This is a genomic window from Enterobacter sp. EC_64 (genome assembly GCF_019584165.1).
Lineage (GTDB): Bacteria > Pseudomonadota > Gammaproteobacteria > Enterobacterales > Enterobacteriaceae > Enterobacter > Enterobacter roggenkampii.
The window spans coordinates 120,680-133,828 of the sequence record NZ_VDAS01000007.1; the positions used below are offsets into that span (position 1 = coordinate 120,680).

Genomic DNA, 13,149 nt, shown 5'->3' on the forward strand with positions numbered 1-13,149 from the left:
CATTTAATTAAAAAGGATATTAAACATGCGCAATTCACTTAACGCCGTCGTATTTGGTGCAATCATTATGTTTTCTGCCGGTCTTCAGGCTGAGGTTCATCAGCACGAGGCGATGAGCGCCGCCAGCGAAGGTGCCTCAGAGCAGGTCATCACCGGGACCGGCATTGTGAAGGATATTGATCTCACGAATAAAAAAGTGACGATTTCACACGAAGCCATCCCGGAAATTGGCTGGCCCGCGATGACCATGCGTTTTACTTTTATGCAGGCCGACGCGAGTATTACTGCCTTAAAAGTCGGCAGCCACGTGAATTTCTCGTTTGTTCAGCAGGGCAATCTCTCTTTACTCAAGAGCATTAAATAGCGAGAAACGGCATGGCCTCATTAAAAATAAAATACGTTGCCATGATAGTCAGCAGCCTTATTGCCGGAGGGCTGATATCCGTGACGGAATGGCAGACACTTTATTCATCTGAAAAAACAGCAAATAGCGTTGCGGAAAGAAAGGTCCTTTTCTGGTATGACCCGATGAAGCCTGACGTGAAATTCGACAAGCCCGGTAAATCACCGTTTATGGATATGGATCTGGTGCCGAAATATGCCGATGAGGATGGTAAAAGCAGTGACGGTATCCGTATCGATCCGACCCAGGTTCAGAACCTGGGATTAAAAACGCAAAAAGTGACGCGCGGAAAGCTGAATTATGCCCAGACGATCCCGGCCAACGTCAGCTATAACGACTATCAGTTTGTCATTGTGCAGGCGCGTGCGGAAGGGTTCGTTGAGAAAGTGTACCCGCTGACGATTGGCGATAAGGTGAAAAAAGGCACGCCGCTGGTTGATATCACCATTCCGGACTGGGTCGAAGCGCAGAGCGAGTTCCTCCTGCTTTCCGGTACCGGCGGAACGCCCACGCAGATAAAAGGCGTTCTGGAGCGTCTGCGCCTGGCGGGTATGCCGGATGACGATATTCAGCGGCTGCGTGCGACCCGCACTATCCAGACCCGGTTTACCATCAAGGCGCCCATTGACGGGGTGATCACGGCCTTTGACCTGCGCACCGGGATGAATATTTCCAAAGAGAAGGTGGTGGCGCAGATTCAGGGGATGGATCCGGTCTGGATCGGCGCGGCGGTCCCTGAATCCATTGCTTATCTGCTGAAAGATACCTCGCAGTTTACTGTTTCGGTACCGGCTTATCCGGATAAATCCTTCCCGGTTGAAAAATGGCGTCTTCTGCCGAGCGTGGATCAAACCACCCGTACGCTGCAGGTGCGCCTGCAGGTCTCCAACAAGGATGAACTGCTGAAACCGGGCATGAATGCCTACCTGAAGCTGAATACCCAAAGTCAGGAAATGTTGCTCATTCCGTCTCAGGCCGTTATCGATACCGGGAAAGAACAGCGCGTTATTACCGTTGATGCGAACGGGAAGTTTGTACCGAAAAAGATCCACGTTCTGCATGAATCACAGCAGCAGTCCGGCATTGGTACCGGACTGGAAGAGGGGGAGTCGGTGGTGGTCAGCGGTCTGTTTCTGATTGACTCGGAGGCCAATATTACCGGCGCGCTGGAGCGCATGCGCCACGCTAAAGCCGCTGACGACGCGCATTCAGGCCATTAAGGAGACGATGATGATTGAATGGATTATCCGGCGTTCGGTTGCCAACCGTTTCCTGGTGATGATGGGCGCGCTGTTTCTCAGCGTCTGGGGGACATGGACCATCATCAACACCCCGGTCGATGCCTTGCCCGATCTGTCTGACGTTCAGGTGATTATCAAAACAAGCTATCCCGGCCAGGCCCCGCAGATTGTTGAAAACCAGGTGACCTATCCACTCACCACCACCATGCTGTCTGTTCCTGGCGCGAAGACCGTGCGCGGTTTTTCACAGTTTGGTGATTCGTATGTGTACGTTATTTTTGAAGACGGGACCGATCTGTACTGGGCCCGCTCGCGCGTGCTGGAGTACCTGAATCAGGTTCAGGGCAAACTCCCCGCCGGGGTGAGTTCCGAAATCGGCCCGGACGCCACGGGCGTAGGCTGGATATTTGAATATGCGCTGGTGGACCGCAGCGGAAAACACGATCTCGCCGAGCTGCGATCATTGCAGGACTGGTTCCTGAAATTTGAGCTGAAAACAATCCCGAACGTGGCCGAGGTGGCCTCCGTTGGCGGCGTGGTGAAGCAGTATCAGATTCAGGTTGACCCGTTAAAGCTGGCGCAGTTCGGCGTCAGCCTGCCGGAAGTTAAGCAGGCCCTTGAATCGTCTAATCAGGAAGCGGGGGGATCGTCCGTAGAAATCGCGGAAGCGGAATATATGGTGCGGGCCAGCGGCTATCTGCAGACCATCGATGATTTCAATCACATCGTCCTGAAAACCGGTGAGAACGGTGTGCCGATTTGCCTGCGAGATGTTGCCCGCGTACAAACGGGGCCGGAAATGCGCCGTGGTATTGCCGAGCTGAACGGGCAGGGTGAAGTGGCGGGCGGCGTGGTGATCCTGCGTTCGGGTAAAAACGCGCGCGAGGTCATTACGGCGGTAAAAGACAAGCTGGAGACGCTGAAGGCCAGCCTGCCGGAAGGCGTTGAGATTGTGACCACCTACGATCGCAGCCAGCTCATCGACCGGGCCATTGATAACCTGAGCAGCAAACTTCTCGAAGAGTTTATCGTAGTGGCCATCGTCTGCGCGCTGTTCCTCTGGCACATTCGCTCGGCGCTGGTGGCGATTATCTCTCTGCCGCTTGGCCTGTGTATTGCCTTTATCGTCATGCATTTCCAGGGGCTGAACGCCAATATTATGTCGCTGGGAGGCATTGCCATCGCCGTCGGCGCGATGGTGGATGCCGCCATCGTGATGATTGAGAACGCGCATAAGCGGCTGGAAGAGTGGGATCACCAGCACCCGGGAGAGCAGATTGATAACGCCACCCGCTGGAAGGTGATTACCAACGCCTCTGTAGAGGTTGGACCGGCGCTGTTTATCAGCTTGCTGATCATCACTTTATCCTTCATTCCCATCTTTACCCTTGAGGGGCAGGAAGGACGGCTGTTTGGTCCGCTGGCCTTCACCAAAACGTACGCCATGGCAGGGGCGGCCGCGCTGGCCATCATCGTGATCCCCATTCTGATGGGATTCTGGATCCGGGGTAAAATCCCCGCCGAGACCCGTAACCCGCTGAACAGGCTGCTGATTAACGCCTATCATCCGCTACTGATTCGGGTGCTCAACTGGCCCAAAACAACCCTGCTGGTTGCGGCCTTATCCATCTTCACGGTGATCTGGCCCCTGAGCCAGGTAGGCGGCGAGTTTTTACCGAAGTTCAACGAAGGCGATCTGCTGTATATGCCGTCGACGTTGCCCGGCGTCTCTCCGGCAGAAGCGGCGGCATTGTTACAGACCACGGACAAGTTAATAAAAACCGTCCCTGAAGTGGCCTCTGTCTTCGGCAAGACCGGCAAAGCCGAAACGGCAACGGATTCCGCGCCGCTCGAAATGGTGGAAACCACCATTCAGCTTAAGCCTGAGGATCGGTGGCGTCCCGGGATGACGATTGACAAGATCGTTGAGGAGCTTGATAAGACCGTTCGTTTGCCCGGTCTGGCGAATCTCTGGGTTCCGCCCATTCGCAACCGCATTGATATGCTGTCGACCGGGATTAAAAGCCCGATTGGCATCAAGGTGTCTGGTACCGTTCTGGCTGATATCGACGCCACGGCGCAAAGCATTGAAGCGGTAGCCAAAACGGTGCCGGGCGTGGTGTCAGCCCTGGCAGAACGTCTGGAAGGCGGGCGCTACATCGATGTCGATATCAACCGGGAGAAAGCCTCCCGCTATGGAATGACGGTGGGCGACGTGCAGCTGTTCGTCTCCTCGGCCATCGGCGGTGCGACGGTGGGTGAAACGGTGGAAGGCGTGGCCCGCTATCCGATTAATATTCGTTACCCTCAGGACTACCGGAATAGCCCGAGCGCGTTGAAGCAGATGCCGATCCTGACGCCAATGAAACAGCAGATTACGCTGGGTGATGTGGCGGATATCAACGTTGTTTCAGGCCCCACGATGCTGAAAACGGAGAATGCCCGGCCTGCGAGCTGGATTTATATCGATGCCCGCGGCAGGGATATGGTGTCGGTGGTGAACGACATTAAGACGGCCATCAGCCAGAACGTGAAGCTCAGGCCGGGTACCAGCGTGTCATTCTCCGGGCAGTTTGAACTGCTTGAGCACGCCAACAAGAAACTGAACCTGATGGTGCCGATGACGCTGATGATCATTTTCGTTCTGCTCTATCTGGCGTTCCGTCGCGTGGATGAGGCCCTGTTGATCCTGATGAGCCTGCCGTTCGCGCTGGTCGGCGGGATATGGTTCCTGTACTGGCAGGGCTTCCATATGTCCGTGGCAACCGGCACCGGGTTTATCGCCCTGGCCGGGGTGGCAGCAGAGTTTGGAGTGGTCATGCTGATGTATTTGCGTCATGCCGTTGAAGCACATCCGGCGCTGTCCCAGCGCGAAACGTTCACTGAACAGGGGCTTGATGACGCCCTTTATCAGGGCGCCGTGCTGCGCGTGCGGCCAAAGGCGATGACCGTCGCGGTGATTATTGCCGGTCTGCTGCCCATTCTCTGGGGGACCGGGGCAGGCTCAGAAGTCATGAGCCGGATAGCGGCGCCCATGATTGGCGGGATGATCACGGCACCGCTGTTGTCGCTGTTTATTATTCCTGCGGCGTATAAGTTAATTTGGTTGCGCAGGCATAAACCAGAGACAGCCGTTGGTGAAGATGACAGGGGAGTCAATACCTGATAAATTAGCTATTCAATAACCTATTCAAAAAGCTATTCAAAACTATGATTAATCGATCCGAAACACTACGACAATTGCTGAGGCAAGGCCCGGTATCGGTAAGGCAACTGACTGATATTATGGGTATTAGTCAGCCTACCGTTTCACGATCGATTAAAGCGCTTGGCGATGAGGTTGTTCGCATTGGCTCCGGTCCATCTATTCACTATGTGCTGCGGGATACACATCGAGGATTCAGTTCGGCTCCTGTCTACCGCATCACGGAAGAGGGTCAGGTTAAATCGCTGGGTAAACTCATTCCGGTTTATCCAGACGGTTTTGTAATGGCGCAAACGGACAATGTGTGCCTCCATAGCGATGGGTTGCCGTGGTGGTTGTTTGACATGCGGCCTCAGGGATACCTTGGCCGCGCGTACGCCTCGCGATTTTCATCCGAGCTGGGCCTGCCGCCGAATCCAGAGAACTGGAGTGATACTGACGTTATCAGGGCTTTGCTCGCTCATGGGCACGATGCGGTGGGGAACCTGTTAATCGGAGAACAGGCGAGGAATCATTTTGTAGAGATGCCGTCGCCTGTTGCGGTGGACCGCGCAACCGCCTACCCGTCGCTGGCGCAGGCCGTGAGCGCGGGCGAAGTACCGGGCTCCTCTGCTGGGGGTGAACAGCCGAAGTTCTGTACTTATACAGAACGTGGCCACGTCATTGTGAAATTCACGGCACCGGACGATAACCCTGTAAGCGAACGCTGGCGAGACCTTTTGTTAGCAGAACATCTTGCGTTAAGCGTGCTTGGCGTCGAAACCGAGGTGTTTGATTTTGGCGGACAGCGCTTCCTTGAGATCCCGCGGTTCGACCGTACGGGACCCCTTGGTCGTAAGGGACTTTTTTCTTTACGTGCGCTCGAGGCGGAGTTTGTCGGCAGGGCAAGAGAATCCTGGCCGGTACTGGTGAATGAGCTGGCAAAGCAGGGCTGTGTTCACCAGGATGCGGTCGCCAGCACGTCAAGGCTTTGGGCGTTTGGTATGCTGATCGGTAATACCGACATGCACCACGGTAATCTGTCGTTTATCAGTTCCCATGGACGGCCTTACGATCTTGCTCCTGCCTATGACATGCTGCCCATGGGATTTGCCCCGAAATCAGGAGGCGCACTGGTGAATACGCTGCGTCCGGCTACGCTTATTGACGCGATCGCGGGAGAAACCTGGCATGAAGCACTGGCGCTGGCCGAGCGCTTTTATACGCTGGCCAGTAGTTGCGGCCGCTTTTCTGCCAATTTTGCGCCATGTCTTGCCGCATTGCGCACCCATCTGGACGAGGCGAGATTGAAGGTGTCGCGTCTTGGATAATGAGCGAGTTTTTTTACGCGGTGCATCCTTAGTGCGGTGTGTGTGCATCGCGAGTTTGCCCGCTCAGCTTGCGCCATGCACGATTATGCAGAGTAAACAGCAGCATCTTATAAAAGGCTGTGGAGAGGATACAGCTGCCGCTACCTGCGAACAGCAGGGCGATCAGCACAACCCACACGGTTTGTAATCAACGGTGGATTTTATAGAGAAGGGAGGACACTTGTGCTATCAACGGTGTTGGTAGTTTTATTCCCTATCACATTAAATGTAAACGGATTAAATTTTGGCATCATATTGGTGAGCACAAAATGTCGTTGATGGAGAATAACTTCTGGAGAAGCAACAGAGAGTAATACTTTAAGGAGCTGGGTAGAGATTGTAAGTATCCCGTATAATCGTGCCATTCACATTTAGAGATCATCCGGCATAATCAATCTGCCAACGAAGGAGATCGCTATGAGTAAAGCCCGTTTTACTGAGCATCAGATCATCGCCGTGATTAAGCCGGTTGAAGCCGGACCAACCGTTAGTGATGTCCGTCCTCGGTTAGTGTGAATGGATCTTCTACTTGATCCCACTTGGTGCAACGGTAGTCTACGAACTGACCGTGTTTGATGTGATCCCTGGCACGGCGAAGGCGACATTGGCGCTATAATCTCCGGGGCAGGATACTATGCACATGACAACATGTGCGTAGTGCAGCGGTTTAACTCAGACGTTGCGAAATAGAGGGTTGCTACGCCTGACAGTGGCGTTTACATAAAAATCTGTCTGCGGGGCGGATACAGGAACAGAAATGGATATTAACGATTTTCAGGGTTTTGGTTTTTCAGCATACCGAAGTATCGGAGAGCAAACGGTAAAAATAGGTCCACTCAAAAAAATAAATTTTATTATCGGTCAGAATAATACAGGCAAATCTAACATCATTAACTATCTACACCAGCATTACAGCTATGTTCTGGGGAAAATAAATCATGCGCAAAACTATTCAGCGACTGACAAATCAACATTTGGAGAACTGGATAAGACAATAGGTTCGAACAGTGGAAAAAGGGCTGCTGCATTTGCTTTAGATGAGAAACAGTTGAGCAAATTTATTGACTCATTAATTTCACCTCAAATGGATGCGGGCAATAAAGGCTATTATACTTCTTCACTAAAAAAAATTCTTTCTACATTCAGGGAAGAAAATGGTCTGTACTGGTTTGAGTACCATACGGCGACCTCTCGTAATGAATTTATACTGAAATATGATCAGGACTTGTTGGTCAATGTACTGTCACAGCAGGAATGGAATTCTTTATGGACGAAGTTGACCAACCAAACTGGCGGGGATTTTCGTGCACACTGGTTCCCTGAAGTGATGAGAAAACTGGCGTACCGACCCGATTATGCACCCAGAATTGAAGTTATTCCTGCAATCCGCAGGATTGGTGAATCGGGTAGTGTCAGTGAGGATTTTAGTGGTATCGGTATTATTGACCGTCTTGCAAAGCTTGAAAGTCCGGCTTTGAATGAACGCTATAATCGGGATAAATTCAACAAAATTAACCGATTTCTACAGACTGTTCTCGATAATCCTTCAGCCACGCTTACTATCCCTTACGAGAGGGATACGATCCTGGTTGAAATTGATAGGCGGATGCTACCGTTGACATCGCTGGGAACAGGTATTCATGAAGTTGTGATCTTGGCCTCGGCATCCACGATTCTTGAAAACACCATCGTTTGTATTGAAGAACCTGAGCTTCATCTTCATCCATTGCTGCAGAAGAAACTGGTAAAATATCTGGCCATTAACACCAATAATAAGTACCTTTTCACGACCCATTCTGCCCATTTGTTGGATGCCGTTGATGCTGAGATTTTTCATGTTACTCAGTCACAGGGGATTACATCTGTTGCGGCTGTCGACAGTACCCGCTCTCGTTCTGGCATTTGTCAGGATCTTGGTTACCGTGCTTCCGATATCCTTCAGGCAAACTGTGTGATCTGGGTAGAAGGGCCCTCTGACCGCATCTACCTCAACTACTGGCTTGCCTCGATGAATACGGGATTCGTAGAAGGCATACATTATTCCATCATGTTTTATGGCGGTAGGCTATTTAGCCATTTAACGGCTCTGGACAGTGATGATGAGCAGGTGGAGGACTTTATTTCTGTCAGGGATCTGAACCGCAACGCGGTGATTATGTTCGACAGCGATGCGTCATCGGCAAGATCATCTCTTAACGAAACTAAATTACGGCTTCAGGGTGAATTCAATGCCGGGCCTGGGTTTGCTTGGGTAACCAAAGGGCGAGAAGTGGAGAACTATCTGGATCCAAATAGGGTACAGGAGTGCATCATTAAGGTTCACCCGTCGGCGATACTGGCAGAAGAAAAGGGGGTCTACACCAATCTGTTGAACTACAGCACACGAAAGAAAGATGTGGTTACCGCGAATAAAGTTCGGGTGGCTCGTGAGTACATTCAAGCATATCCGGCAGATTTATCTATTCTTGATTTGAAACCGATGATGGAAAAACTTTGTACCTTTATTGCAAGCTGTAACTGAAACAGCAATGGCCTGCCGTGCGGATGATGTACTGATTAACACATTATCCGCACCGATAAGATACTATTCTGCTATCAACCAATTTGATCTACTCGGCGGGTTTATTTTCCATTTCGTCCACTAACTGTTTTACGTACTCTGTAGTGGTTTACTGAATTTAGCAATCTTGACAGAGGTGCTAACCTCAGAACAACACAGGTGATCCAATGAAAAAAAGAAATTTCAGCGCAGAGTTTAAACGTGAATCAGCCCAACGGGTTGTTGACCAGAACTCGATGCTGCCCATGCAATAACAGACTATATCATTGGATATTATAGTGCACTCAGGCATCATGAATATAATAATGAATTATCACCGAACAGGATCCATTGCCGTTTGCAACCCGAGATAACCAACTGATTTAGTGAATACACAGCCTTTACCTTATGATTAACATGGATATGAAGGGAATGTACTCTGAACCTAACGAAAGAAACGGGAGGGAAGTCAGAAATCACAACGTATTGATTTATCTATGTGTGGATGTGAATGGTGAAGTAAAGCACCTTCGTAGGCAATTTAACTATTCTGGGTTTGAGGAATATACATAATTTACGACAGCACCAGAAACAGTATAACAAACTGTTTTAAATGGATATTAATCAAATGGCGATTCAAACTCACAGTTATGAACTCAGTTTTGGTTCATAACTGTGTTAAACGCTGTCCATAAATCACTCGATGTCACGTCTGTTGGTTCATGAACTGTTCGTTCTAATTTTGTGATGTGCGTCAGGTTTTAGTGTTCAGTAATGTTACCTTTTACTCGATGATCGATTGTTTAGCACCTCTCCCACAACCGGAGCTGCGGTAAATGCGTTTGGCCAGCCAGCATAGAAGGCGGCCTGGGTAACGATCTCACCAGCTTCCTCAACAGAAAGTCCATTATCCATTGCTCTATTGAGGTGATAGCCAATCTGCGCGCTCTGTCCGGATGCGATTAAGGCGCTGACCGTAATCAGGCTTCTGTCGCGGGGTTTCAGCGCGGGTCTTTGCCAGAGATCCAGGAACAGTGGATCTGCAGTGAATTTAACCAGGCCCGGAGATATTGGGCCAACATTTTTTTCCACTGTCTCTGAACGCTGCTTTTCTGCTGCCTGATTGAGAGGAAGCAGGTCCGGAGAAGCGTCAGGAAGTGCATCTGCCGTGACGCCACGAGTTTCAAATACTGCTTTGGTCACGCTGACGGCTGACATGGCATTTGGCCAACCTGAGTAGAACGCCAGATGGGTAATGATTTCTGACAATTCCGCTGGCGTAACGCCATTATCAAGGGCAATGTCTATATAGTGCTTAAGGTCGCCAGGCTGGTTTCTGGCAATTAGCATGGCGACGGTCACCATACTACGATCCCTGGGCGAGAGGGCATCGCGTGTCCACAGATCTTCAGTAATCGCTTCTCGACCAAAGCGCGCAAGAGCCGGTGAGACGGAACGAATATCAGCTTCCGAAATTGTTGAAGGTTCAATTTTCATCATCGCTTTACCTCTTGTTTCCTCAGCAGTAGCAAAATCAGAAATAACAAGCGACATGGCCGCCGCTGCAATTACGCTTTTCATGTTAATCCTCACTGGTCAACGGTGCGGATCCTGTTTGATTCCGCTTTTGTTACGAAGAAATACCGGTTTTACCGGGATAGCGTTCTTACTGGCGCTCATATGCGCCGTTTGCCTGAGATAGTCACGGAAGTGTGGTGTTTGTCGGTGCAGTTGATACGCTTCCTCACTGGCGTAAATCTCATAGAAATACCAGCGGTTCGGAGTCTGTGAGTCTGTAGCGGCATACATCGCTAATACGCCTTTCTCTACTTGGAGCGATTCCGCCATTTCGGGCAGGACGATGTTTTTAAATTCGGTCTGAAATTCAGGCTTTACCTCGACGATCACCAGATTATTAATGGTTCGCTCATCCGGTATGATGTGTTTGTCCCCCAGAAATTGGGGCTCCAGAGTGATTTTATTTTTCTGATCGATAATGTCAGGTGCCCGGGCAGCGAATGCCTTGTATGGTTCGGCATTCAGATGTTTGCGGTAAGCACTCTCGTTTTCATAGAGTTCGACCATGAATGCCTGACGTGGATTGTCGCTGCGGTGCAGGGCGTACATCGCCAGCGTACCTGCTTCATGATCAACCGAAGCGGAAATCGTCTGTCTGGCTACGTCTGCAAAATCTTTGTCCCGATCGGGCCTGACGCCGAGCTCAAAGAGATTCATCACTCGCTTATCGGGCGCGTCCAGTTTTGTTGCAAAGACAGGGCTGCTTATCAGCATGCAAATTAAAAGCATAAGAGTCTTTTTCACGATGATCCTTTTACTGAAATGGCTGTTTAAGACGTTCTATAAGTTGGTGTTGGTAAGAAGGTAACCGATCGCTGCTGGCGCTCTCAAAGACCAGTGGAGGAAGCCACGTCATACCTGCGTGCAGGGCGCTTGCCTTCATCGGTAAAAACACATCCGCAAGCGATACCCCGATCCTGCCGTCCGGCCCGTAAGTGGAGCTTCCCCCCGCAGCCGTACTGACAATAAACATCTCCTTTCCCTGCCAAAGACCGGGTCCGACACTTCCCCAGGTTTCATTCAGCCAGGCCTTCATCATTGGTGTAATGTTGAACCAGTGTGTCGGGAAGATAAAAACAACACGCCTGTGCTCACGCATCATTTTTCGCTCCGCGTCGCCATTAATCCGACGTGTGTCATAGCCATACAGCGTCTCAAGGTTGCGAACCGTCACGCCTTCCAGACTCTCAGCGGCTTCCTGCAGCCCTTTTGTCAGAACTGAGCGTTCCGGATAAGGGTGAGAGACGATAACGAGCGTTTTAATGTCGGTCTTTTCACGGCTATGAGCATGACTAGCGGGCATGAGGAAGATAAAGGCAAACAAAAACAATGCTGCTGCTCTGCGCTGAAGTAACACCATCATAAACCTCCTTTGTCTTAACAGGACTGTAAAACGCTATGGTGTAACAGGAGCCAGTTCTGGCAATCCTTCTACGATATAGGTTCGCGAATTGCCGGCACGGTGTCGGATAGGAATGATCTTCTGGTATGCAGCCGAGCTATACCAGTCCTGGGCATTTTTGAGACTCTCAAACTTGATTACAACCAGTCTGCCCTGTGCTCCAAACCCTTCTTTAACATCGGGTTCACCTCCTCTGACGATGAAGCGTCCACCAAAAGGTCTGAAGGTAGATTCAACCTGAGCGCTGTACGGTTTGATAGCGTCAAGATCGGTCGCCTGAAACTCTGCGATGTAATAAGCAGGCGTTGCTGCCAGGGCTGACGCGAGCCCGGAGAGGGTGAAAAGAGTGGCTACCACTGTTTTAAAAATCATCCTTCCTCCTCATAAGCTTTCATGAAAGTGAATAAGGGCTACCGCGTCCAGACCTGCCTGGCGTCTTTCGTTTGCGGCGTGTTTTGCGCCATGATCCCCGTCAGAACGTGCGGCTGGTAGGTTTCTTCCAGAAACCGGATTTCCTCCGGGCTCAGTTGAAGATTTACGGCGTTTACCGCGCCATCGACGTGATCTTTTTTTGTGGCCCCTACGACAGGTGACGTGACTTTTGTCAGCAGCCAGGCGAGTGAGATTTCCGTCATGGACACCTGATGCCGTTCGGCAAGCTCGGCGACGCGCTCGATAATGCTCCGATCCTGTTCAGCCGTGCTGTCATATTTTCCGCGGGCATAGGCATCCTCGGAGGCTCGCCGCGTGTGGCCTTCTTTCCGGGCGAGACGGCCGCTGGCAAGCGCGCTATAGGGGGTCATGGCGATATCATCTTCAGCGCACAGACCGAAGAGCTCTCGTTCATCTTCACGCATAATCAGGTTGTAGTGGCTTTGCATGGAAACAAAGGCCGTCAGCCCTTCGCGTTCGGCAAGGGCGTTCGCTTTCGCAAGCTGCCAGGCATAGCAATTGGATATACCAATAGCGCGCACTTTGCCCTCAGTAACGGCGGCATGAAGCGCTTCAAGCACCTCAATAACTGGCGTGTTGTAATCCCAGATGTGGTAAATGTAGAGGTCGATGTAGTCCATCCCCAGATTCTGCAGGCTCTGATCGAGCGATCGGGCTATTGCCTCTTTTCCGCCGATCCCCGCGGCAATTTGCGCGGCGGTTCGCGGCAGAAACTTGGTGGCCAGCACCACGTCCTCGCGTTTTGCCATCTCCCGCAGCGCCCGGCCAACGTATCGCTCGCTGGAGCCGTTCTGATAGGCGATGGCGGTATCGTAAAAATTGATACCCTTTTCGAGACCGTAGCGGATGATGTCCCGGCTTGCTGTTTCGTCCAGCGTCCAGCGATGCTGGCCCGTTAACGGGTCGCCAAATCCCATACATCCCATACAGATGCGGGAGACCAGTAAGTCACTTTTACCGAGCCGGGTATACTGCATCG

The 13,149-nt window shown here is 51.2% G+C and carries 10 protein-coding genes; 5 read left to right on the forward strand and 5 right to left on the reverse strand.

The genetic code is table 11. The annotated features are described in order from the left end of the window. Positions 1-25: 25 nt before the first annotated feature. The 5 genes from cusF to FHC52_RS07705 all read left to right on the forward strand — a co-directional run bounded on the left by cusF (position 26) and on the right by FHC52_RS07705 (position 8,719). Entirely contained in the window at positions 26-364 is a 339-nt protein-coding gene (cusF, locus tag FHC52_RS07685) for a cation efflux system protein CusF (protein WP_032651860.1), read from the forward strand. Between the two features lie 11 nt (positions 365-375). Continuing rightward, entirely contained in the window at positions 376-1,623 is a 1,248-nt protein-coding gene (locus FHC52_RS07690) for an efflux RND transporter periplasmic adaptor subunit (protein ID WP_126287927.1), read from the forward strand. Positions 1,624-1,633: 10 nt separating this feature from the next. Further along, on the forward strand, positions 1,634-4,810 hold the full coding sequence (gene silA, locus FHC52_RS07695; RefSeq protein ID WP_220420006.1) for a CusA/CzcA family heavy metal efflux RND transporter: 3,177 nt from the start codon (positions 1,634-1,636) through the stop codon (positions 4,808-4,810). Positions 4,811-4,854: 44 nt separating this feature from the next. Then, positions 4,855-6,159: a type II toxin-antitoxin system HipA family toxin YjjJ gene (yjjJ, locus tag FHC52_RS07700; protein ID WP_072058566.1), complete on the forward strand. Its 1,305-nt coding sequence runs from the start codon at positions 4,855-4,857 to the stop codon at positions 6,157-6,159. Between the two features lie 796 nt (positions 6,160-6,955). Then, entirely contained in the window at positions 6,956-8,719 is a 1,764-nt protein-coding gene (locus FHC52_RS07705; protein ID WP_045354073.1) for an ATP-binding protein, read from the forward strand. A gap of 795 nt (positions 8,720-9,514) precedes the next feature. Here the strand turns inward: FHC52_RS07705 and FHC52_RS07710 are convergent. From FHC52_RS07710 to FHC52_RS07730, 5 genes are read right to left on the reverse strand one after another with little or no spacing between them, the layout of a single operon-like run. Next, positions 9,515-10,318 carry a carboxymuconolactone decarboxylase family protein gene (locus FHC52_RS07710; RefSeq protein ID WP_126287929.1) on the reverse strand — a complete coding sequence of 268 codons (804 nt, stop codon included), beginning with the start codon at positions 10,316-10,318 and terminating at the stop codon, positions 9,515-9,517. A gap of 15 nt (positions 10,319-10,333) precedes the next feature. Beyond that, positions 10,334-11,029 carry a putative quinol monooxygenase gene (locus tag FHC52_RS07715; RefSeq protein WP_206513383.1) on the reverse strand — a complete coding sequence of 232 codons (696 nt, stop codon included), beginning with the start codon at positions 11,027-11,029 and terminating at the stop codon, positions 10,334-10,336. Positions 11,030-11,069: 40 nt separating this feature from the next. Next, positions 11,070-11,675, reverse strand: a complete 606-nt coding sequence (locus FHC52_RS07720) for an NAD(P)H-dependent oxidoreductase (protein WP_126287989.1) — start codon at positions 11,673-11,675, stop codon at positions 11,070-11,072. 36 nt (positions 11,676-11,711) lie between these two features. Next, positions 11,712-12,089, reverse strand: coding sequence for a DUF1330 domain-containing protein (locus tag FHC52_RS07725; RefSeq protein ID WP_023292403.1), 378 nt, complete (start codon positions 12,087-12,089; stop codon positions 11,712-11,714). Positions 12,090-12,127: 38 nt separating this feature from the next. Then, positions 12,128-13,147, reverse strand: coding sequence for an aldo/keto reductase (locus FHC52_RS07730; RefSeq protein ID WP_128299268.1), 1,020 nt, complete (start codon positions 13,145-13,147; stop codon positions 12,128-12,130). Between the last annotated feature and the right edge of the window lie 2 nt (positions 13,148-13,149).

What these genes read in the sequence shown, in the direction of transcription:
- cusF (WP_032651860.1), top strand. Translation starts at nt 26, where the DNA reads ATGCGCAATTCACTTAACGCCGTCGTATTTGGTGCAATCATTATGTTT.
- FHC52_RS07690 (WP_126287927.1), top strand. Translation starts at nt 376, where the DNA reads ATGGCCTCATTAAAAATAAAATACGTTGCCATGATAGTCAGCAGCCTT.
- silA (WP_220420006.1), top strand. Translation starts at nt 1,634, where the DNA reads ATGATTGAATGGATTATCCGGCGTTCGGTTGCCAACCGTTTCCTGGTG.
- yjjJ (WP_072058566.1), top strand. Translation starts at nt 4,855, where the DNA reads ATGATTAATCGATCCGAAACACTACGACAATTGCTGAGGCAAGGCCCG.
- FHC52_RS07705 (WP_045354073.1), top strand. Translation starts at nt 6,956, where the DNA reads ATGGATATTAACGATTTTCAGGGTTTTGGTTTTTCAGCATACCGAAGT.
- FHC52_RS07710 (WP_126287929.1), bottom strand. Translation starts at nt 10,318, where the DNA reads ATGAAAAGCGTAATTGCAGCGGCGGCCATGTCGCTTGTTATTTCTGAT.
- FHC52_RS07715 (WP_206513383.1), bottom strand. Translation starts at nt 11,029, where the DNA reads ATGCTGATAAGCAGCCCTGTCTTTGCAACAAAACTGGACGCGCCCGAT.
- FHC52_RS07720 (WP_126287989.1), bottom strand. Translation starts at nt 11,675, where the DNA reads ATGGTGTTACTTCAGCGCAGAGCAGCAGCATTGTTTTTGTTTGCCTTT.
- FHC52_RS07725 (WP_023292403.1), bottom strand. Translation starts at nt 12,089, where the DNA reads ATGATTTTTAAAACAGTGGTAGCCACTCTTTTCACCCTCTCCGGGCTC.
- FHC52_RS07730 (WP_128299268.1), bottom strand. Translation starts at nt 13,147, where the DNA reads ATGCAGTATACCCGGCTCGGTAAAAGTGACTTACTGGTCTCCCGCATC.